Origin of the sequence: Flammeovirga yaeyamensis (genome assembly GCF_018736045.1) — a bacterium.
Taxonomy (GTDB): domain Bacteria; phylum Bacteroidota; class Bacteroidia; order Cytophagales; family Flammeovirgaceae; genus Flammeovirga; species Flammeovirga yaeyamensis.
In genome coordinates, this window is the sequence record NZ_CP076132.1 from 2,041,385 (window position 1) to 2,062,677 (window position 21,293).

At 34.1% G+C, this 21,293-nt stretch carries 18 protein-coding genes; 8 read left to right on the forward strand and 10 right to left on the reverse strand.

What is annotated here, in order from left to right:
• Positions 1 to 97: 97 nt before the first annotated feature.
• Positions 98 to 2,026, forward strand: a complete 1,929-nt coding sequence (locus tag KMW28_RS07990) for an autotransporter outer membrane beta-barrel domain-containing protein (protein ID WP_169664671.1) — start codon at positions 98 to 100, stop codon at positions 2,024 to 2,026.
• Between the two features lie 32 nt (positions 2,027 to 2,058).
• Here KMW28_RS07990 and lpxB read toward each other — a convergent pair whose 3' ends face one another.
• The 5 genes from lpxB to KMW28_RS08015 form a co-directional block, all read right to left on the reverse strand.
• Positions 2,059 to 3,189 (reverse strand): lipid-A-disaccharide synthase, encoded by a 1,131-nt coding sequence (gene lpxB, locus KMW28_RS07995; protein ID WP_169664670.1) that lies wholly within the window; start codon positions 3,187 to 3,189, stop codon positions 2,059 to 2,061.
• Positions 3,190 to 3,305: 116 nt separating this feature from the next.
• Positions 3,306 to 3,725 carry a 6-pyruvoyl trahydropterin synthase family protein gene (locus KMW28_RS08000; protein WP_169664669.1) on the reverse strand — a complete coding sequence of 140 codons (420 nt, stop codon included), beginning with the start codon at positions 3,723 to 3,725 and terminating at the stop codon, positions 3,306 to 3,308.
• An 82-nt stretch (positions 3,726 to 3,807) separates the two neighbouring features.
• Positions 3,808 to 5,319 carry a PD40 domain-containing protein gene (locus tag KMW28_RS08005; RefSeq protein ID WP_169664668.1) on the reverse strand — a complete coding sequence of 504 codons (1,512 nt, stop codon included), beginning with the start codon at positions 5,317 to 5,319 and terminating at the stop codon, positions 3,808 to 3,810.
• A gap of 6 nt (positions 5,320 to 5,325) precedes the next feature.
• Positions 5,326 to 6,375 carry a tetratricopeptide repeat protein gene (locus KMW28_RS08010; protein ID WP_169664667.1) on the reverse strand — a complete coding sequence of 350 codons (1,050 nt, stop codon included), beginning with the start codon at positions 6,373 to 6,375 and terminating at the stop codon, positions 5,326 to 5,328.
• 104 nt (positions 6,376 to 6,479) lie between these two features.
• Complete coding sequence (locus tag KMW28_RS08015) at positions 6,480 to 7,652, reverse strand: putative type IX sorting system protein PorV2 (RefSeq protein ID WP_169664666.1); 1,173 nt, start codon at positions 7,650 to 7,652, stop codon at positions 6,480 to 6,482.
• 160 nt (positions 7,653 to 7,812) lie between these two features.
• On the opposite strand from KMW28_RS08015, the gene KMW28_RS08020 reads away from it, so the two are divergent.
• Together KMW28_RS08020 and KMW28_RS08025 are read left to right on the forward strand one after the other, a co-directional pair.
• Positions 7,813 to 8,304, forward strand: coding sequence for a SixA phosphatase family protein (locus KMW28_RS08020; RefSeq protein ID WP_169664665.1), 492 nt, complete (start codon positions 7,813 to 7,815; stop codon positions 8,302 to 8,304).
• Between the two features lie 135 nt (positions 8,305 to 8,439).
• Positions 8,440 to 9,423, forward strand: coding sequence for a YhdH/YhfP family quinone oxidoreductase (locus KMW28_RS08025; RefSeq protein ID WP_169664664.1), 984 nt, complete (start codon positions 8,440 to 8,442; stop codon positions 9,421 to 9,423).
• 84 nt (positions 9,424 to 9,507) lie between these two features.
• On the opposite strand, the gene KMW28_RS08030 is transcribed toward KMW28_RS08025, so the two are convergent.
• The 5 genes from KMW28_RS08030 to KMW28_RS08050 form a co-directional block, all read right to left on the reverse strand.
• On the reverse strand, positions 9,508 to 10,602 hold the full coding sequence (locus tag KMW28_RS08030; protein ID WP_169664663.1) for a PP2C family protein-serine/threonine phosphatase: 1,095 nt from the start codon (positions 10,600 to 10,602) through the stop codon (positions 9,508 to 9,510).
• Between the two features lies 1 nt (position 10,603).
• Positions 10,604 to 11,209 (reverse strand): DsrE/DsrF/DrsH-like family protein, encoded by a 606-nt coding sequence (locus tag KMW28_RS08035; RefSeq protein WP_169664662.1) that lies wholly within the window; start codon positions 11,207 to 11,209, stop codon positions 10,604 to 10,606.
• A gap of 16 nt (positions 11,210 to 11,225) precedes the next feature.
• Positions 11,226 to 11,462 (reverse strand): sulfurtransferase TusA family protein, encoded by a 237-nt coding sequence (locus KMW28_RS08040; RefSeq protein ID WP_169664661.1) that lies wholly within the window; start codon positions 11,460 to 11,462, stop codon positions 11,226 to 11,228.
• 126 nt (positions 11,463 to 11,588) lie between these two features.
• Positions 11,589 to 13,940, reverse strand: coding sequence for a S9 family peptidase (locus tag KMW28_RS08045; RefSeq protein ID WP_169664660.1), 2,352 nt, complete (start codon positions 13,938 to 13,940; stop codon positions 11,589 to 11,591).
• Positions 13,941 to 13,979: 39 nt separating this feature from the next.
• Complete coding sequence (locus KMW28_RS08050) at positions 13,980 to 14,438, reverse strand: hypothetical protein (protein WP_158297619.1); 459 nt, start codon at positions 14,436 to 14,438, stop codon at positions 13,980 to 13,982.
• Between the two features lie 246 nt (positions 14,439 to 14,684).
• Here KMW28_RS08050 and KMW28_RS08055 point away from each other — a divergent pair, with 246 nt between their 5' ends.
• The 5 genes from KMW28_RS08055 to KMW28_RS08075 all read left to right on the forward strand — a co-directional run bounded on the left by KMW28_RS08055 (position 14,685) and on the right by KMW28_RS08075 (position 21,242).
• Complete coding sequence (locus KMW28_RS08055; protein WP_183363933.1) at positions 14,685 to 16,289, forward strand: glycoside hydrolase family 10 protein; 1,605 nt, start codon at positions 14,685 to 14,687, stop codon at positions 16,287 to 16,289.
• Positions 16,290 to 16,392: 103 nt separating this feature from the next.
• The gene (locus tag KMW28_RS08060) at positions 16,393 to 16,947 is read left to right on the forward strand and encodes a DUF1269 domain-containing protein (RefSeq protein ID WP_169664658.1); all 555 of its coding nucleotides are present in this window, start codon (positions 16,393 to 16,395) and stop codon (positions 16,945 to 16,947) included.
• Between the two features lie 190 nt (positions 16,948 to 17,137).
• On the forward strand, positions 17,138 to 17,950 hold the full coding sequence (locus KMW28_RS08065) for a 2,3,4,5-tetrahydropyridine-2,6-dicarboxylate N-succinyltransferase (RefSeq protein ID WP_066208486.1): 813 nt from the start codon (positions 17,138 to 17,140) through the stop codon (positions 17,948 to 17,950).
• A gap of 225 nt (positions 17,951 to 18,175) precedes the next feature.
• The gene (locus KMW28_RS08070) at positions 18,176 to 18,754 is read left to right on the forward strand and encodes a DUF3109 family protein (RefSeq protein ID WP_169664657.1); all 579 of its coding nucleotides are present in this window, start codon (positions 18,176 to 18,178) and stop codon (positions 18,752 to 18,754) included.
• A gap of 79 nt (positions 18,755 to 18,833) precedes the next feature.
• Positions 18,834 to 21,242 carry an endonuclease MutS2 gene (locus KMW28_RS08075; protein ID WP_169664656.1) on the forward strand — a complete coding sequence of 803 codons (2,409 nt, stop codon included), beginning with the start codon at positions 18,834 to 18,836 and terminating at the stop codon, positions 21,240 to 21,242.
• The last annotated feature ends 51 nt before the right edge of the window (positions 21,243 to 21,293 follow it).

Sequence of the window (21,293 nt, forward strand, 5' to 3'; positions counted from 1 at the left end):
TACATCTTAAATATTTATCCCTCATCTTTTAATAAATGACCCACATCTAATAAATGTATTTTCAACACCTTTGATTTGAAATAAAATGAAAGGTGAAATGAAATTACAACTACAACTATTAATTTATTTTTTTCTCATTAATGCGATCGCTACTTATAGTCAAACACAACCAAGCGGGACAGGTAGTAGTGCTGATCCTTATCTTATTGCAACCTACGATAATTTATTATGGCTTTCTCAAAATGATACTGAATGGAATAAATCTTATTTAGTCACAAACAATATAGATGCATCAGCTTCTAATGATGGAGGAGAAGGTTTTAAACCAATCGGAGAAGAGGGGAACTCATTTAGGGGGAATTTTGATGGAGCCTCAGATCAAGGTTATAAAATTTCGAACTTATATATCAATCGACCATTAGAAGATAATGTGGGACTGTTTGGCTACATCAATAAATTCAATACAGTGATAAAAAAGGTACATTTAGATAACTTTTCGATTACTGGTAAAGACAATGTTGGGGCTATTGTTGGTAAAGTTGATAATGCCCAAGAATTAAAGAAAATAACACTGAGTGGGGTAAACTCTAAGGTCATCGGAGAGAATAATACCGGTGGTTTGGTTGGGCAGAATAACAAATCTACATTATCAGAGATTTTGGTGGAAGATGTAAAAATAGAGCACAATACTACTGCTACTTTTGAAAATATTGGAGGTGTTATCGGCTATAATTCAAATACAGATAACAATAGAAGTCTATCAAAAATTGTATTAACCAATGTAACTGTAACAACAAATTATTCTAGGGCTGGTGGAGTTATTGGAAAGGCTGAAAATAATACCTCACTAACTAATGTTGATATTGACGCTTTAACGGTACAATCTGCAACTCATGCAGGAGGAGTTATTGGCCAGAATATAAACTCTAGTATCACTGATGTTGTTGTGACTGATGTAAATATTATTACATCAGGAAGATATGCTGGAGGAATAACAGGAAAAAACGATACGGGAACTATACAAAATGTGATGGTTGTTGGAACTATCAAATCTAAAAAAAGTATTGGGGGAATTGCGGGTGACAGTAATAGTTCTAGTTCGATTACAAAAGCCAATGCTATTATCACTATTGATCTTCAAAATAATGCAGAAATTATTGGTGGAATTGTTGGTGGTAACTACAGCTCTTCTACCATTTCTGAAGTGTATTCGGTATTGAACATTCTAAACGTTGGTAATCTAACGGGCAGCGTTGGTGGTATTTCTTCTTTCAATAATGTGGGGAGTAATATCACTTTGGCCTATTATGATGATACTGACTTATTAAGTTTAACATTGACAGATAATGGAGGAATCAATCCCTTAACGGAAAATGATTTTGTTAATGAGTCGTCATTTGTTGGGTTTGATTTTACTGATTATTGGGAAATTGGTACTATATCAAAATATAGTTCAGCTGCCCGTCCTTATCCAATTCATATAGATAGAGTCAACCAAGATTTACCAGTCGAATTGATATCATTTGATGTTGAATTGAAGGATAATGGAGTGTACCTCTACTGGAAGACAGCGACTGAAATCAATAATGATTATTTCCAAATTGAACGATCTTTTGATAAACGTAATTGGGAATTAATAGGTGAATTGAAAGGTCAGGGTAACTCGAATTCATTAGTGAAATACGAATACTTTGATCATGAATTAATATCAAATAGTGGCTACATCTATTATAGGTTGAAACAAGTTGATTTCGATGGTCAGTTTACTTATTACCAAACTTTTTTGGTGTTATCAGATAGTCTTCAAGCCTTGAAAATATATCCAACCATTTCGCATGACCTTATATTTATTGAAGATACATCAAATCAGCCTGTGAAGATTTTTAATCTGATGGGACAAAACTTCACTAATAAGGTGATGCTTCGGCAAGAACATCGACATAAAGTTATGTCACTTGCATCTATTCCAAAAGGTTGGTACATCATCAAAACCTTATATGGATCTGAAAAAGTGTATAGAAAATAAAAAAGGCCCAAGTTAACCTTGGGCCTTTTTGATTAGAACTTTTGTTCTGGAATACCTTCCTTAAGGTATTTATACATTAAGGATGCTGCCTTTTTGGAAGTGCCTTCCGTATCAATTTTGGCTTTCATCTCTTTATAATCTTGAAGAATTTTATCTCGTTTAGTCGTTAAAGTATATTCTAATTCTTGAGCTAAATTTTCTGTAGTAAAATCGTTTTGAATTAATTCTCGTACTACTTCTTTATCTGCAATAAGGTTCACTAAAGAAATAAATCTAACCTTAATTAGGGCTTTAATGATGTTATATGTTACCGGACTTGTTCTGTAACATACCACTTGTGGTACCTCGAATAATGCTGTTTCTAATGTAGCTGTACCAGAAGTGACCACGGCAGAAGTAGCATTGCTTAATAGATCGTAGGTTTGATTAAATACCAACTTCACACCCAAATCTTTTACCTCTTGATAGAGTTCTGATGGTAAATGATCTACCCCTGCAACTACAAACTGAAATTCCTCTTTGTTGTATTTCGGGATGATCGTCAACATTGTTTGCAAGATCATTTGCACCTCTTGATACCTACTTCCTGGTAGAACGGCAATAATTTTCTTATTAGGATCGAGTTGATTTTCCTCCAAGAAGGTAGGAGACGGATCAAACTGTTTGATGGCATCAAAAAGTGGATTGCCTACATAATCTACATCATAATCGTATTTCTTATAGAATGCTTTTTCGAAATGCATTATCACAAACATTCTATCGACTGCAGTTCGAATTCTCTTGGCTCTGCTTTGATTCCAAGCCCATACTTTAGGAGAAATGTAATAGAATACTTTGGTACCTCTTGGTTTTACATACTTGGCAATCTTTAGGTTGAAACCGGAGAAATCGACAAGAATAACCACATCAGGTTTCCAACATAAAATATCCTTTTTACATTCGTTCATGTAGCGTCTGATTGTCAAAAGGTTTTTGGCAACTTCCAAGAAGCCCATGAAAGAGATTTCAGAATAATGATGAATGAGTGTGCCGCCGACTTTCTGCATTTCTTCACCTCCCCAAAAACGGAATTCTGCTTCAGGGTCGTTGTTCAAAATTTCTTTCATTAAGTTGGAGGCATGTAAATCACCAGATTTTTCACCTGCAATCAAATAATATTTCATCTGCTACAATGTTAAGAATACGATAATGAACAAATCTAAACAGGAGAGGGCATAAAAAAAAGGATACTTATTAAAAGCATCCTTATTTATTTGCAAGTGGTTCATCACTACAGAGATTATTCTCCGTAATATTGAACGAAGTTTTTTCTTGTTTCGTGGAGTTCGATACAATGCAGCTCAGCATTTGGAGCAAATTCTTTAACTTTTGGAGCAAGAATTTTCCAGAATTCCATCGCTAATGTTTCGCAACTTGTCATTTTACCTTCAAGGAAATCTACATCCATATTCAGGTTTTTATGATCTACCTTACTGATAATATGTTCTTGAGTAATGCGACCTAAGTCTTTCATATTCATTACATATCCAGTATCGGGATCAGGATTACCTTTTACAGTAATGACCATCTCGAAATTGTGACCATGCCAATTTTCATTTGCACAAGGACCAAAAAACTCTTCGTTTTGCTCTTTTGTCCATTTCGGATTATATAATTTATGAGCTGCGTTAAAAAACTCTCTTCTGTTTATATAAATCATTTTTTCAAAATTTGAGATGCAAAAATAACAACTTAGACAATACGAACTACTTTTCAGTTAGATTTATTGACGATAGTTGTTATTATTCTACGTGATTTACAGAATCTTTAGCAGTTGTGTTAGCATGAAGTAGAAGTGTTTTTAATAGATCAGTAGTCGCGTCGAGCGTGTTTTTTTTGATTTCCATTAAAGGGTCATGATCGGTTTTATCTCTATTTAATTCTACAGAATCTTTATCCAGATATAAATAAGAAATGTCTCTTCTAGCAATAGATAACGGTTTTTCATCATCTAATATAGAGATACGGTAGATATCTTTTTCTCCGTATCCACCTTTTCTTGCAGACGAATAGTAAGCGTGTCTTCCGTTGGTGCGGATCATAAAATACACATCATCATAAGGAGTGTTTATAGGTGTTCCTAAGTTTTCCGCCTTAGACCAATTTCCTTGAAAATCTTTTGTGGATTTAAATATATCGTACCCTCCCATGGTATCATGACCTCTAGAAGCGAAGTATAAAGTATTGCCATCCATTGATAATGCAACACCTTCTTCATCATATTTTGTATTGATCTCTGGTCCTAAATTAATAGGCTTCCCCCATCTTCCGTTATCATTTTTCACGGACATGAAAATATCTAAACCACCTAACGACAAATATTCATTGTTACTCACAAAATACAATGTATCCATTGTGGTATTGATACAAGCTGATGTTTCCACAAAAATACTATTGATGTTTTTAGGAAGCTTTTTAGGTTTTGTCCACCCTTCGAAAGTAGTATTTGATACCAGAAGGTCACCATTCCTGTAAAGGATCATTTCTGAACCATCCAGATTGATAGAGACTGTTGCCGAATGATCGTCGTTATTTACAGGGTAAGGAAGTGGAGTAGGTTCATTCCAATTCACAAAATCTTTCCTTTGACTGAAGTAAATATTTTCTGATAGGTGATCTCTAATATCTGGATTATCTAATCTGAATTCATGGCGTCTACTAGTAAAATATAGTTTGTTTTCTACTGCATCTACCAATGGACAAAAGTCAGCATATTTTGAATTAACAGAGGGGCCTAAGTTTTTGATAATGATATGTTTCTTTGGATTTTTTACGAATTTTAGTCCATTAATACATTCTGTAACCCTTTTTTCAATTGTAGTTAAAAAGCTGGAATCAGCACTAACGTAACTCATCTCATAGTATACAATGGCACTATCAAATTCTTCGTCGAAATGAAAGGCCCTACCCAAATTATAATAGTCATCACTATCCAAGGAATCAGGGAAGTTGTTGATTACTTTTTTTAGATAGGGTAAGCTTAATGTTTTTTCTTCAGTTACTGATTCTAAGTAGCAATCACCTATTTTTTTATTCAAATCATAGTTATTTGATAAAAAATCGTAAGCACCCAAATAGTATTTAAGGGCTTCATCAGGTTGTTCAAAATTGTAAAATAAGCTATCTCCTAGACCCACTAATTGCCAAACAAAGCTCATGTCATCCTCTTCTAGAGACACGTTGGTAGCATTGTCTTCTTGAGAAAAGGCATTGATAGATAGTAGTATGAATAGTATAAGTAGGTATTTTTTCATATGTTTCTAATGACAAGTTTCTTGGGCATAGGTTAAGCCCGAAAGAATTCCTAGTTCAGCCGCTTTGTGCCAATCAGAACATGCACCGGCATCGTCATGTAACCGTTCTTTTATATTTCCTCTAGTAATATATGCTGTAGCAAAGAAAGGATAATGATTAAGTACTTCATTGATATCGTCTAGTCCTTCTTTTATTCTTCCAGTGAGGTATTTTGTGATGGCTAGATTATTTAAGGCCTCTTTGTTTAGATGATTGTCTTTTTTAATGGCCATTAAAAAATCGTTTTCAGCCTCAAAGTAATCTTCAAATTCTAAATAAATTAATCCTCTATTATTGTAAGCTTCTACAAAGCAACTATCGTAGAAAATAGCTCTATTGAAATCATCAAAAGCCTTGGCGGCATCATGTAGTTTGTTATACACTATCCCTCTATGATTGTATGAAACAGACATTTTAGGGTCGATGATTAATGCTTTAGTAAAACAATCCTTTGCTTTATCAAAGTTTTTGTTTTTGTAATAAAGCGTACCCATGTCATGCCATGTGATAGGGTTGTCTGGTTGAACGATAGACAGTTGATCTAAAGTCTCCATCATCAACACTCTCGAATCTAAATGAAAATAAGCTTGGGCTTTTTTCCATAATGCTTTCACATGATTCGGTTCAATTTGAATAGCACTATCAAAATCAGAAATGGCATTTAAATAATCATTTTCTAAAAAATAAGAAATGCCTCTTCTGTAATATATATCCACCTTTCTTGGGTGATTCAAGTTCAATGCTTTGCTGAAATCTAATTGTGCACTTTTAAAGGCTCCCAAACTTGTTTTAGCAAGTGCCCTATTAAAATAAGCCTCATAATTTGATTTATCATTTTTCAGAATCAAATTACACTCATACAATGTGTTTTTTGGATCTTCGATTTCAGGTTGATGAATTAGTTCTAAGGCATAAGAATTTGAACTTTCTTTTTGTGCTTTAACATCAAATAGAAATACGAAAAGGAAAAGTGAACAAAAGAGCTGAAAAAGTAAAGATCTATTGTTTGAGTTCATTAAAGTATTAGTAAAAAAGTCAATCCTACAGAATATATCAAGGATAGTAAATAAATGTAAAAATTCCAATTAATAATCTGATAAGTAGCGAATTGAAGTAATACTTAGTAATATTTTTCGGTTTTAGGTGCGTTAGTTGATCTTTTTAATGTTCTACCAAAGTCTACTTTCAGACTGAAAACATGAGAGTAGAGAGAAACGGATGAAATATCTCCAATGTTTGTCAATGCATAATCAAGTACAAAGCCTTTGAATGCAAAACCGGCACCGAAACTAGGTAGGAACTCTAATTTTTCATTTCCATTAAACTCTTTGATGTACTGAAATTGAGAAATACCACCTCTAAGGAAAACCATTTTCTTGTAGTGAAATTCAACACCCATTCTTGGATCAATACTTATTAAGTCTGTTTTTACAACTGTGTTTCTTTTTCCGTCAAAGGTAATATCAGCACCAAAAGAAACTAATGCACCAATCAGTTCTTCAGCATCTTCATGTTGGCTGTCTTTCCAAATGGCAAAATTTCTAGCACCACCTACAATTAGTCTAGGAGTAGCTACTTCGACAGAATTTTCTGGAATTGTGTTTCCTGTTTGTTTAAAGATATCGTAGAAAGTAGCAGGATTATACGCCCAAACATTGTATGTACCTGTAATATCTTTTGCAGTCACACCTACTTGCCAACGTCCTTTTTTCCATTGTAATCCCATGTCTAAACCAAAGCCCCAAGCATTTGCAAACTGACCTGCATGTCGGTAAATCACCTTAGCATTTGCTCCAAATTGAAGGTTAGGAAGTTTAGGGAACTGTCGAGCATAAGAGAATAAAAAGGCATAATCGGCAGATGAAAAACTTTGCACATTGTCCCAATTGATAGAACCGTCTGGATCAAAAAGATATCTAGTGTCTGGAATATCATCTACACCAAAACGAATAAAAGAAATTCCTAAAGCAGATTGATTATCAATTTTAGTGGCAAAACCAGCAAAATCATACTTTGCAATACCCGCAAAATATTCTGCATGCATTAGAGAAACAGAATAGCGATCTTCAAGATTTATCAATCCGGCAGGGTTCCAATAACCCGCGGTAGCATCATTTACTGTTTCTGTCTGTGCATTACCCATTGCTAGACCTCTTGCACCCACACCAATGGCTAAATATTCGTTGACATATTTAGGGGCATTGATCTGTGCTTGAGACTGAACGGTAATAAAGATAAGAATACAAGTAAGCGTACTATAATTTAAATAACTTCTAAAAAATGATGCGTTCATTTAAAACAGGTCAGATATAACAGATTGTAATCAATAGGAATACTTTAATCATTTATTAATATACCTAAAAATTGTTACAATTTATCAAATATAAGGTTTCATCATTTTTAAATTAACAAATTCCCTTATTAATTTTACTCAAAATAAATTTAATTCGACTTTGAAAAAGTTAATACTTATGCGTCATGCAAAATCGAGTTGGAATAATCCAAGTCAAACCGATTTTGATCGACCATTAAATGATAGAGGAATAAGAGATTTAGAAAAGATCTCTGAAACTGTCATGAAGCAAAATATTGTGCCTGATCTCATCATAAGTTCTCCTGCATTAAGAACAAAAATTACTGCTGAGAAAATGGCGTCCGTTTTTGATGTGTCTATTGAATATAATAAACATCTTTATCATGCTTTTGATACTGAGGTTTTAGATGAAATCAAACAATTTGATGATGCATTAGAGTGTATTATGTTAGTCATCCACAATCCTGGAATTACTGATGTTAGAAACTATTTTTTAGAAGAGATGATTGCTAATGTACCAACAAGTGGTTGTATCGCTATAGAATTTGAAGAAGCAACTAGTTGGAATGATTTAAAAGAGGGAAAGGAACTATATTTTGAGTATCCTAAATTGTATTTTCCCAAAAAATAGGACTCATTCATAATCATTAAGCATTAATCATAGATTATAGTCACCTATCATTTTAATGATCCGTATATCATATTACATTTGGTGAAATCACTAAACGAGTGATGTTTATTGCTAATTATATATACTGATTTAAAAATGACAACCTTTAAGGCCTTTGTAACCGAAAAAGTTGGTGAAAAAGAATTCCAACAATCCATCCAATCAAAAAATATCCAAGATCTTCCCGAAGGAGATGTTTTAGTGAAAGTAGCTTATTCATCTTTAAACTATAAAGATGCTTTGTCTGCTTTGGGTAAGCCGGGTGTAACTAAAAACTACCCTCACACACCAGGAATTGATGCTTCAGGTGTAGTTGTATCTTCAAAAGATCCTCAATTTAAAGAAGGCGATGAAGTGATTGTGACAAGTTACGATCTAGGTATGAATACTTGGGGAGGCTTTTCTGAATATATTCAAGTTCCATCAAATTGGGTAGTGCCAATGCCTAAAGGTTTATCTTTAAAATCTTCTATGGAAGTGGGAACTGCAGGTTTAACCGCTGCAATGAGTATCTACAAATTGACTCAGCAAGTTAAAGCAGATGCTGGTGATATTGTTGTAACAGGTGCATCAGGTGGAGTAGGTTCTTTTGCTGTAGCAATGCTAAGTAAAATGGGTTACTCTGTAGTAGCAGTATCTGGTAAATCTGAAGATTATCTAAAAAAACTAGGAGCAAGTAAAGTTGTAGGTAGAGATGAGTTTTTGGAAGGTAATCAAAGACCTTTATTGAAACCACTTTATGCGGGTGCTGTAGATACTGTTGGTGGCGACTATTTAGCTACTGCAATTAAAGCGACTTTACCTCTAGGTGTAGTTACTTGTTGTGGTAATGCAGCTTCATTCGACTTACCACTTAACGTATTTCCTTTTATCTTAAGAGGGGTAAGTTTAGTAGGTATTGATTCTCAAAACTTCCCATATGAAGAAAGAGTAAAAGTTTGGAATAACATCGCTTCTGAATGGTTACCTGAAACTTCTGATATTACAGAGGAAGTGAATTTAGAAGGATTATTAGAAAAGATTAATTTGATCATCAAAGGTGGTATTAGTGGTCGAGTACTTGTAAAAGTAGGAGAGTAGTAGTATCACATATACATCAAAAAGCCTTATATTTTTAAAATATAAGGCTTTTTGTTTTTATCAGAAAATGGAGACAAATGTGAATTATAGTTCAATGCCAAATAAAACCATGTCATCGATTTGTACTTCATCTTTCATCCATTCTGTATAATAGTTCTCGATACTAATTTGCTGTGAAAAAAGTTGTTCGTTTTGAATGGACTCAATAAGGTTTTTGAAATTTTTATTTCCAATCTTCTTGTTTTTAGGTCCTCCAAACTGATCTGTAAGACCATCAGAATAGAAGTAATATCGATCTCCCTTGTTTACATCGAATTCCTGATTAACAAAAACTTTCTCAGTTTCTGAAAAATCTCCTACAGTAAATCTACATCCTTTTATCTGTTCAGCAAATCTATCTTTCCCAACACGTATAAAATTTCTCTTTGCACTACTAATAATTACTTTATTAGTAGTTTTATCTAAAACAAAAATAGACATGTCAATACTGTCTCTGTTGCAATCAATGTTTTTCTGAACTAATAACTGATTAATTAACTTGTTGAGCTCTTTTAATACTTCTGATGGGTCAGTTACCTTTAATACATTTACAATCCTCTCTATTAATGAAATACCAATTAAGGTCATAAATGCTCCAGGGACACCGTGTCCTGTACAATCACCAACAATTAAAATATCTTTATTTCCAATTTGAGTGACCCAATAAAAATCACCACCCACAAGATCTTTGGGAATAAAGTGTTTAAAATATTTTGGGAAGATATTTTTAATTTTTGATGAGGATGGTAAAATACTTTTCTGAATATTCTGAGCATAATGAATACTACTTAATATTCTATTATGAGCTCTTTTTATTATATCTGCTTGTATTTGTTGCCTATGAAGATTTTCATTTAAAGTCTGAGCAATATTCAACTGCTCATTTATAAGAGATAGTTCTTCTAAATGTTCGTTCAACTCTTCATTTTGTTGTTGAATCTCATTTTTCTGATCAATTATTTGTTCTTGAGCGTCTTCGAGGTCCATAAATAGTTCAGCTATACGCACATTCGCGTCAGCAAGAGCCATTTCACTTTCCTTAAGTTTTCTTATTTGATCTTCTTTATCTTGTAATTCTGACTCTAATTCTTGAACTCTCTTAATTAAATCTTCACTTTTCTCCATGAGAGTAAATTCCATATTAGAAAGTTAATGTCACACTAGATTCTGATGCCTCTTCTATATAAAGGGCTACGCCTCCATACTCGACACCATCTCTAATTTCATCGGTAGTAATACCCATCATACCCATTGTCATCTGACAAGCTATTAACTTGGATCCCATTTCAATGGATAGGTCAATAAGATCTGGAAGGGTTTCAATATTGTTTTCCTTCATCATTGTTTTCATCATTCCAGTACCAATACCCATCATATTTAATCTTGAGATAGTGGTTGATTTTGGATGACTAGGCAGCATCATGGTGATCATCTTCTCTTTGATGTTCTTTCCTTTGTAAATGCTCTTTTCTTTTAATGCATTAATTCCCCAAAGCGTAAAGAAAATGGTGACTTCCATACCAAAACTTGCTGCACCATTGGCAATGATAAAAGCAGGCATTACTTGATCAAGCTCAAAACTAGTCACCAACATGGTGATTTTGTCTTTTTGCTGAACCCCATTTAAGTTTTGTAAAGAAGATTGTAATTTTTGTAATTCTTGTTGAAAGTTTTCAGTTTTTTCATTCACTTTTTCTTCAACAAGTTGATCTATGTATGCTTTAAGTTCTTGATTTTCGAATTGCATGAGAATTGAATTTTAATTATTTAATTTTTTCAATTACCGTAATTTTTGATTTTCCTTCCTCAACGAAAGAAATCATTCGTTGCCCAGTTTTACGAATCCAAGCTTCAACATCAGCTTTAAAGGCAGGGTCTGTAGCGGTAATTTCTAGTTTTTCTCCAATACTCATTGTTCTTATTGACTTTGCTATTCTAACAATTGGCATAGGGCAGTTCAATGATGAACAATCCAGTTTTTTTAATTCAGGTGTTTTCATGAAGTAGAAGTGTTTAGATGAAAAAATGTGATGAGAATGAAATAAATTAAGTTTTCACAATTTAATATTGGTGATAATTAATAAAAAAACAAAAAAGGTGATCAAAAAAATGATCACCTCTTAAAATTATAATTTTTCTTGGAACAATTTGAAGATCCTTTTGTATTCGTCTATCCAGCTGCTTGTTTCTTTAAACCCATGTGGTTCAATAGGGTATATGGCCATTTCCCAGTTTTCTTTCTTCAGTTCGATTAATCTTTGTGATAATCGTACGACATCAGAAAATTGTACATTATCATCAACCATTCCATGGAGAATTAATAAATCTCCTTTTAATCCTTCTGCAAAATAAATTGGAGAACTCTTCTTATAAGCATCCGGATCTAAAGCAGGTGTGTTAAGGATATTTGAAGTATAAGGGTGGTTATAGTGTGCCCAATCTGTCACTGAACGAATAGCAGCACCCGCCTTAAATGTATCTCCTTCATTAAACATGGCCATTAAGGTGATAAAACCACCATATGATCCACCATAGATACCGACTTTAGAAGCATCAATTCCATGTTCTTTTATCAAATACTTAGCACCATCTACATGATCAGAAAGATCTTTTTCCCCCATGTGTCTGTAGATACCAGTTCTCCAATCTCTACCATATCCAGCAGATGCTCTATAGTCAATATCAAGTACAGTATAACCATTATCAACTAATAAATTATGGAACATGTATTCTCTATGGTAAGCACTCCACCACTTGTGAACATTTTGTAGATAACCGGCACCATGTACAAAAATCACAGCCTTGTGTAAATCTTTTTCTTTTGATGGTTTGTAGATACGTGCATGCACCTTTTCTCCGTCTTTAGCATCAAATTGAATAATTTCAGGATCTCTCCACTCGTAATTATCAAATGCTTCTGATGTCGATTTAGTGATTTGAGTACTTTCAGCTCCTTTCTTGTTTTGTTGAAGGTAGATTTCCCATGGCTTGTTTGCATAAGAATATCTATCTACAATGTATTTTTCGTCAGGTGATAACAGAGTTTCATGCTTACCTACATTCTCCGTTATTTTAAGCATTTCTCCTCCATTTATACTTACCTTATACAGATGTTGTTCAGCAGGTCTTTCTTTATTTGATGTTAAATAAAAGTATTGACCATCGTTAGATACTTTTGTTTCGTTGATTTCAAAAGCACCCTCAGTAACTTGAGTAGTCTTTTTGGAGACTACATTGTAGGTGTAAACATGTGAGAAACCTGTTTTTTCAGATTGATACCAAATTGTTTCATCGTTCACCCAACCAATAGGAGCGACCCAAAAGTTCCAACCACTAATGCCAGGTCCACCAATCCAAGCTTCATCGTGTTGATGATCAATTTGAGTTAAGGTGCCATCAATAAAATTGATTTGAGCAATCCAACGATCTTTGTTGTCATAAGATCTAATATCGACAACAGCATGATTAGAAATAGGAGAGAAGTGAGCTTCGTGCATCACCACGGTCTTTTTGTAATCTTCAGCTGATTTATCGTAGTCGCTAAAAAATTCTGGTGTTTTGTCTAAACCTTCCAATCCTGAAAGATCAATGGTAATTACAGAATCTTTTTGAATATCGTATATGTAATTTTCATAGGTATCTTCAGGACTTCCAACTTTCGCACGTGCATTTTGCATTTTCACATATCCCGTTCCCTCTACCCATACAGGCATTTCAGTAGCAAAATTTCCAGCAGATGTTCCTAAAGAATACACTACATAATTTTCGTCACTGCTTAACTTTACATCAAATACATATTTGTTGCCGATATATATATTAGATGTATTATTCAATTTTAAAGCATCCTTATGTGCTTTGCTTTCTTCTTTTCTATCTTTTCTATTTCTAACAATTTCAAAAAGTTCTAATTGTTGATCTTCAAGAAATTTTTGCTGATCAGATTTCTTTCCTTTTTTGGGTGCGTTCCCTTTTTTGAAATGTGTTATTTGATGAATCAGTCCGTTAGATAAATCCAAAGTATACAGATTATTTGCTCTTTTAAATGATATTTTCTCCTCATTTAAAAGATATTCGGGAGAAGAATCATAATCTGATGAACTCGTTAATTGAGTAGAAATTCCCTTTTTAGTATCAAATAGATAGATATTACCTTCTTTTGAATATATTGATTGAGATTTTTTCTTATTCCAAACAGCCTTTGACGTCGGTAAATGCTTTTGTTCTTCAGCATCAACCACAGTATATTTTTTTGATTTTACATCAAACTTATAAAGCTGGTCAAATGATTTATCTTCTTTATTCCAATAAAAATAAACTGTTTTGCTATCTTTTGCCCAGAAAGGACTATGTGGAGTCTGACCAATAAAGTGTTCTCCACCCATGATGTCATCAATCGATAGAGTACTTTGGTTGTCGGTTTGGCTCAATGCGATAATAGGCAGGCATAATATACCCAGCAAAGTATAAAGTTTGTTCATATGTATATGTGTTTTTAAAAAAAAATGAAATCATTATTTCTAATGATTTCTTAGTCCATAAAGGGCATCCACCTGAAATTTCATTGAATCCGATCTGACCAATGTTCTAAGGTGAAAACTTGTCTTTATAAAAACAGTATCCGATCTGAATAAATTTCCCAAATCACCCTCGTCATATTGTTCAATATTGGCATCCAATAGTTTAGGTGTTGAATTCGTGGGGACATCGTAAAGGAATCCTACTTGAATACTTCTATTGTTGTCTGTAAAAAAGATATTTACAGAATCGACAATAAATAATGTAGAATCTGAAGGATGAATAGTAGAAATTTGTATTCTATTGATACTCCCTTTTGTAATTTGATTAAGATCAATAAAATTCTTTTGTGCTACACTATCTCTTGTGTTTACATATGCAGTGGTAGTGGCTTCTAACCATTCTCCTGCAGGATCTAAACTATCTAGTCTAGTTTGCGAAATGAGTTCTAAGTTTTTCATTGTTAGATGTTTCATCTCACTATCCAATCCAAAAAAATCACAGCTCGATAAAAAAATAATGGGTAGAGCTAATAATATTTTGAAGTATTTAGATTTATCTTTAAAGAATTGATTCATTATCGTAATTTTGTGAATTGACAAATTTATAAAAATATTTTTTACACTTGACAAATTGTTCAACTCTCTGATATAATGAGGATATTTTTTAACATTACTCTTATTTTAATCATCCTAACTACTAGTAAGGTGTTTTCTCAAAAAACTTTACCAAAAAGAGAGTTTAGGGGAGTATGGGTAGCTACATTAAATGCTATCGATTGGCCATTTAGTGAGAAAGATTCTGCTGAACAACAAAGAAGAGACTTTATTTCATTGTTGAATTTTCATCAGAAAAGAGGAGCAAATGCAATGATTGTTCAAGTAAGAGCAAGTGCTGATGTTATTTATCCAAGTAATATTGAACCTTGGTCGTTGAGCATAAGTGGAAAACAAGGAATGCCCCCTAAGCCATTTTATGATCCTTTGGAATTTATGATCGAAGAGACGCATAAAAGAGGAATGGAATTTCATGCTTGGGTGAATCCTTTTAGAGCTGTGACGAATACTCAGTATGTAAAAGTATGTGATGATCATATTTCTAAGACACACCCAGAGTGGGTTTTGGAATACAATACCTTAAAAATTTTAAACCCTGGTTTGCCAGAAGTACATCAATATGTTAATTCTGTAATAGAAGAACTCATTTCTAATTATGATATTGATGCTTTACATTTTGATGACTATTTCTATCCATATCCCGATCATGGTGAGTTAAAAGCTGATCGTTCAACATGGAGAAAGTATAGAGTGGCCAATGAATCGATTAGAGATTGGAGAAGAAGAAACATAAATACGTTTGTAGAAGGTGTACATCGATTGATAGTAAACAAGAAGCCTTCTTTGAAGTTTGGTGTTAGTCCATTTGGTGTGTGGAGAAACGAAAGAGACGATTATGATGGATCGCCTACACGTTCCGGCTACACTTCCTATGATCATTTATATGCTGATGTTCGCTTATGGTTAATGAATGGATGGATAGATTATGTTGCTCCACAATTGTATCAATCAACGAAACATAGAAGTATTCCATTTATTCCTACCTTAGAATGGTGGTCAAATAATTCTTTCGGAAAACATTTATATGCAGGTCATGCCGTTTATCGTGTTGATAGATCGCTAGAGAATGGTTGGAGAGATAAAGAAGAGATGCCTCTTCAGATTGTTACTGCTAGAAATATGGATAAGGTAGAGGGCAGTATCCTTTATAATTCTACTTCTGTATGGAATAATCAGGGAGGAATAGCAGACTCTTTGAAGGCAATATATCCTACGCCAGCATTAATTCCACAAATGCCATGGATTGATGGTCGGCCACCTCAAATACCTCTAGAACCTGAGATTTTTGCTACTGATGAAGGGGTAAAAATACAATGGAAAACACCGGCAATGGCAGATGATGGTGATCTACCAAAATATTACGTAATTTATTCTACAAGGAGTGGAAAGTTGCCTAATATTGATAGTCCACATGAAATTTTAAAAATACTACCTTCCTCTCAGTTAGAGTTTATAGATAAACGTACATCTCAATTGGAGGATTATACCTATTTAATTACTTCTTTAGATCAATTACAGAATGAAAGTGAGGCTGTTTTACCTCAATATCCTAAAGATCAAAACGTAATTTTACCCCAGCCATATCATGAAAAAGTGGTGGTTGACCTAAATAGTTCCGCATTAAAAGCAACTTGGCAAATTATAAACAATATAATTGATAATGAGAATTTTACAATGACGAAAGATTTTAATTAAGTGACCGTGATCATCAAAATGTGATATTAATTTCATGATATTAGAAGTGTAATAAATACAACAAAAGAATTATCAGATTCTCGGATTTTAACTTTATACTATTATGAAAGCGGACAAAAAATTAATCATTGCAGTTTACGATAACGAGAAAAAAGCACAAGAAGAATTCGACATTCTTTTCAGCAAAGAGAAAAAAGATGAACTCGATTTAAGTGCTTATACAGTCATCACAAAAAAAGAAAATGGGAAGACTGAACTTCACGACACAGTAGGACGTGATGCTTTTTGGGGAGCCGTAATTGGCGGTTTAGTAATGCTTTTGATTGGTCCATTTGGGGCAATCTATGGTGCAGCACTATTTACTGCTGAAGTACTCGCAGGCTCAATGGCTGCTTCAATTGGAGTAGGAGCTTTAGCAGGTTGGCTAAAAAGTGATGCCTTAAACATTCCAATAGATTTGATTAAGGACATCAAGGATTCTCTAAAACCAGGATCATCTGCAATTGTAGCTGTTGCAGAAGAAGATTGGGTAGATGACGTAGAAAGATTATTGAAACCCAATTCAGAAATGATGCACGAATATCAATTTAATGGAAGTGTAGTTGAAAAGTTTGAGAATGATTGGAAAGAGCATCATAAACAAGAAATAGTAGAATAAAACAAATCTACAACTCACAAAATGCTAGTCCTATGGCTAGCATTTTTTTGTTATATTTATAACAAAATGTTGTATTATGTTTATTTTTTCTGTATCAATGGAAACTTCCTTGTGAATTTGTAGATTTGCAACTCAAATATAAAGGCCTGAGCTTTTATTATCTCAAACACTAAGTTTTCGTTTTAGAAAAATGTCAAGACAACAACTAATCGAGGCAGCATGGGAAGACCGTGCTCTCTTAAAACAACAAGAATATATTGATGCTGTTAAAGCAACAGTTGAAGAATTAGATAAAGGAACATTAAGATGTGCAGAGCCTGTAGCTGATGGTTGGCAGGTGAATGAGTGGGTGAAGAAAGCGGTAATTATGTTCTTCCCATTGGCAGAAATGGAAACTATTAAAGTAGGTCCTTTCGAATTCCACGATAAAATTCCTTTAAAAAGCGATTACGCTGAAAAAGGTGTTCGTGTAGTTCCTCATGCCATTGCTCGTTACGGTTCTTTTGTGAACAAAGGAGTAATCATGATGCCATCATACGTAAACATTGGTGCTTATGTTGATTCTGGTACTATGGTAGATACTTGGGCAACTGTAGGTAGCTGTGCACAAATCGGTAAAGATGTTCACCTTTCAGGTGGTGTTGGTGTTGGTGGTGTTCTTGAGCCAGTTCAAGCAGCTCCAGTAATTATCGAAGATGGTGCTTTTGTTGGTTCAAGATGTATCTTGGTAGAAGGTGTTCACATTGGTAAAGAAGCTGTATTAGGTGCTAACGTTACTTTAACTGCTTCATCAAAAATTATCGATGTAACAGGAGATGAGCCAGTAGAATACAAAGGTTATGTACCTCCAAGATCAGTAGTTATTCCAGGTAGCTACACTAAGAAATTCCCAGCAGGTGAATTCTCAGTAGGATGTGCTATCATCATTGGTCAAAGAAAAGAAAGTACTGATAGAAAAACATCACTTAACGATGCGTTAAGAGATAACAACGTTTCTGTATAGTACATTTTGATATAGATTTAAGGGTCAACTTATGCATTAAGTTGACCCTTTTTTTATTCTTGACAATTCGTTTTTAACAACAGATCAAAAGCGAATGGTGATCAATACATAAAATAAGTTTGATTTGATTTTCAAAAGTTAACGGAAAAAGAATGATTTCTTCAGTAAGAAATACGTTTTTTGTAACTTTGTGAAAATTTTACATCTCATCTAGAATATAAAACCGTGATAGTAGTAGATAAAGTAGTCCTAAGTGACGATATGATGGACGAGGAGTTTGTCTGTAACTTGGACAAATGTAAAGGTGCTTGTTGTGTAGAAGGTGATCTTGGAGCACCTTTGAATGACGACGAGTTGGAAAAAATCGAAGAAGTTTATGAAACTGTGAAACCATATATGTCTGAAGCAGGCATCCAAGAAGTGGAAAAGCAAGGTAAATATATCAAGGATTTTGAAGGAGATTATTCTACACCTACTATCAATAACAGAGAGTGTGCTTACGCAGTTTACGATGATAAAAAGTATTTACATTGTGCTATTGAAAAAGCGTATATCGACGGTAAAATAACGTATAGAAAACCTATTTCTTGCTACTTATATCCGGCAAGAATATCAAGTTATGAGGCGTATGATGCTGTAAATTACGACCGTTGGGAGATTTGTAGCGACGCTTGTGTTCTAGGTAAGGAGTTAAAGGTGCCTGTTTATCAATTTTTAAAAGGCCCACTGACTGCCAAATATGGTGCAGAGTGGTATGAGAAATTGGAACAGGAAATTAAATTGATGAAAGAAAACTTAAGATAGTCTTAAGTCAACAATACAATAAAATGATGATGTATTTCGGTGCATCATCATTTTGCTATAAAAAGAACAAAGGAAAAATATGTTATATCCGAAAAATTTAGAAGAAAAACTTGGTTTTGATAAACTGAGAGAAATTTTAAAGGATAAATGTAATGGAGAAGTAGGGCGTAGTTATGTAGATCGTATGCGTTTCACTTCTGATATAAGATTCATAAATCAGCGTGTCGCCCAAGTGGATGAATGCGTTCGTATTTATGAAGCGGGAGAATCATTCCCTCACTCAGGCTATATTGATGTAGCTAACTATTTAGATAAGTCGGAAATTATAAATGCATTTCTATTAGAAGAGGAATTATTTGATCTAAAAACGGCTTTAAGTACGCTTAAAGAATGTCTTCATTTTTTTAATGCTTGTGATCCTACTTTATATCCTGAGTTGGTAAAAGTAAGTGAACACATCGAATTCAATCCTTTAATTCTAAATCAAATTGATATGATTTTAGATGATAAAGGAAAAATTAGAGATAATGCCTCTCCTGAATTAGTGAGTATCCGTTCTCAACTTAACAAGCAGTTGAACAGCTTGAGATCGAAAACAGCATCAGTGATGCAATCCATGAAGAAAAGTGGATATGCTAAGGAAGATGCAAAACCCACTTTAAGAGAAGGTAGAATTGTAGTTCCGGTACCTGCTGAACATAAAAGACATGTCACTGGCTTTGTGCACGATGCTTCATCAACAGGTCAGACAGTATATATCGAACCTCAAGAACTTTTGGATCTGAATAACTCTATAAAAGATTTAGAGCTGAGAGAAAGACAAGAGGTGATTCGTATTCTAACTGAAATCACGAATAAGATTAGACCTGAAGTTCCAGGTTTAAGAAAAGGTAATAATTACTTGGGTATTATTGATTTCATCAATGCAAAAGCAAAGTTTGCCATGCATCAGGAATCGATAAAACCTGTTATTGTAGACGAACCTTTAGTGGCTTGGTATCATGTGGCACACCCCATACTTCTTAACTCATTTATGGAGCAAGGAAGAAAAGAAGAGGTGGTAAGACAGAAGATTGAGTTGGATCAAGAAAGAGGTCGTGTACTTGTCATTTCTGGACCAAACGCGGGTGGTAAATCCATTGCAATGCAAACTGTAGCATTGGTGCAATACATGTTCCAATGTGGTATGCTCGTACCTATGGTTGAAGGATCTAAGATGGGTGTTTTCGAAGATATCATGATGGATTATGGTGATGATCAATCTTTAGAAAATGACCTTTCAACATATTCTTCTCACCTGACCAACATGAAAGCGATGTTGACAAAAGGAGGAAGTAAGACTTTGGTACTGATCGATGAATTTGGTTCGGGTACTGAACCGGAATTAGGTGGTGTAATAGCGGAATCAATTCTTGAAGAAATGAACCGTAAGGAAATGTGGGGTGTGATTACAACTCACTATGCTAACCTTAAATTCTATGCAGAAAGACAGCAAGGGTTACAAAACGGAGCCATGCGTTATGATGTGGAGAACCTTCAGCCTTTATATAAACTAGAGCAAGGTCAGCCGGGTTCTTCTTTTGCTTTGGAAATTGCTCAAAAGATTGGTTTGCCCAAAAAGGTAGTCAATATTGCTAGACATAAGGCAGGGCGTAAGAAGATTAACATGGAAGAGTTACTTCGAAATCTTGAACAAGAAAAGAAGGAACTTAACCAAAAAAATAAAGAAATTAATCGTCTTGAGCAGAAGTTGTCATCTGCCAAAGAAAAATTTGAGAAACAGTCTTTGGATCTTCAAAACAAAAAAGTGAAGATCATGAATAAGGCAAGAGAAGATGCTCAAAAGGTACTGGATACAGCCAATCAGAAGATTGAAAAAGCCATTAAGGAGATCAAAGAGACCAAGGCAGATAAAGAAAAGACAAAACAGTTACGTCAAAATATAGAAAACTTCAAAAACTCTAATAAACCAAGTAAAAAGAATCAGGATAAACCTGAGGAAGTTTATGAGGTCATTGGAGGAACTATTGTTGTTGGCGACGCCGTAAGGGTGAAAGGCCAGAATACAATGGGTGAAGTGGCATCAGTTTCACAAAGAGAAGCAGAGATCTTAGTAGGAGAACTTCGCACAAAAGTGAAGCTGAACCGTTTGGAACGTATCAGTAAGAAAACTTTCAGAAAAGAAACGAGAGAGAAACATTCTACAATGAGTGCAGCTTCTAGTATCACCCAAAAGAGAATTGATTTTAATACTCAATTAGATCTTAGAGGGAAAAGGGCAGAAGAAGTGATGTACGAATTAGATGACTTTATGGATTCTGCCATCATGTTGGGAGAAACTGAAGTAAGAATCCTTCATGGGAAAGGAACAGGTGCTTTAAGAGAAGTAGTAAGAAATCACTTGAAATCTTTCCGAGGAATAAAAAATGTTTCCGATGATCACCCGGATCGTGGTGGTGCCGGAGTAACTGTAGTTACATTAAGATAATTCAATATTCAGCTTACAAATTATCAATTTTGTATTATTTATAGTGATTTT

What these genes read in the sequence shown, in the direction of transcription:
- KMW28_RS08005 (WP_169664668.1), bottom strand. Translation starts at nt 5,319, where the DNA reads ATGAAAAAATACCTACTTATACTATTCATACTACTATCTATCAATGCC.
- lpxB (WP_169664670.1), bottom strand. Translation starts at nt 3,189, where the DNA reads ATGAAATATTATTTGATTGCAGGTGAAAAATCTGGTGATTTACATGCC.
- KMW28_RS08075 (WP_169664656.1), top strand. Translation starts at nt 18,834, where the DNA reads ATGTTATATCCGAAAAATTTAGAAGAAAAACTTGGTTTTGATAAACTG.
- KMW28_RS08045 (WP_169664660.1), bottom strand. Translation starts at nt 13,940, where the DNA reads ATGAACAAACTTTATACTTTGCTGGGTATATTATGCCTGCCTATTATC.
- KMW28_RS07990 (WP_169664671.1), top strand. Translation starts at nt 98, where the DNA reads ATGAAATTACAACTACAACTATTAATTTATTTTTTTCTCATTAATGCG.
- KMW28_RS08025 (WP_169664664.1), top strand. Translation starts at nt 8,440, where the DNA reads ATGACAACCTTTAAGGCCTTTGTAACCGAAAAAGTTGGTGAAAAAGAA.
- KMW28_RS08000 (WP_169664669.1), bottom strand. Translation starts at nt 3,725, where the DNA reads ATGATTTATATAAACAGAAGAGAGTTTTTTAACGCAGCTCATAAATTA.
- KMW28_RS08060 (WP_169664658.1), top strand. Translation starts at nt 16,393, where the DNA reads ATGAAAGCGGACAAAAAATTAATCATTGCAGTTTACGATAACGAGAAA.
- KMW28_RS08010 (WP_169664667.1), bottom strand. Translation starts at nt 6,375, where the DNA reads ATGAACTCAAACAATAGATCTTTACTTTTTCAGCTCTTTTGTTCACTT.
- KMW28_RS08015 (WP_169664666.1), bottom strand. Translation starts at nt 7,652, where the DNA reads ATGAACGCATCATTTTTTAGAAGTTATTTAAATTATAGTACGCTTACT.
- KMW28_RS08040 (WP_169664661.1), bottom strand. Translation starts at nt 11,462, where the DNA reads ATGAAAACACCTGAATTAAAAAAACTGGATTGTTCATCATTGAACTGC.
- KMW28_RS08065 (WP_066208486.1), top strand. Translation starts at nt 17,138, where the DNA reads ATGTCAAGACAACAACTAATCGAGGCAGCATGGGAAGACCGTGCTCTC.
- KMW28_RS08030 (WP_169664663.1), bottom strand. Translation starts at nt 10,602, where the DNA reads ATGGAATTTACTCTCATGGAGAAAAGTGAAGATTTAATTAAGAGAGTT.
- KMW28_RS08050 (WP_158297619.1), bottom strand. Translation starts at nt 14,438, where the DNA reads ATGAAAAACTTAGAACTCATTTCGCAAACTAGACTAGATAGTTTAGAT.
- KMW28_RS08035 (WP_169664662.1), bottom strand. Translation starts at nt 11,209, where the DNA reads ATGCAATTCGAAAATCAAGAACTTAAAGCATACATAGATCAACTTGTT.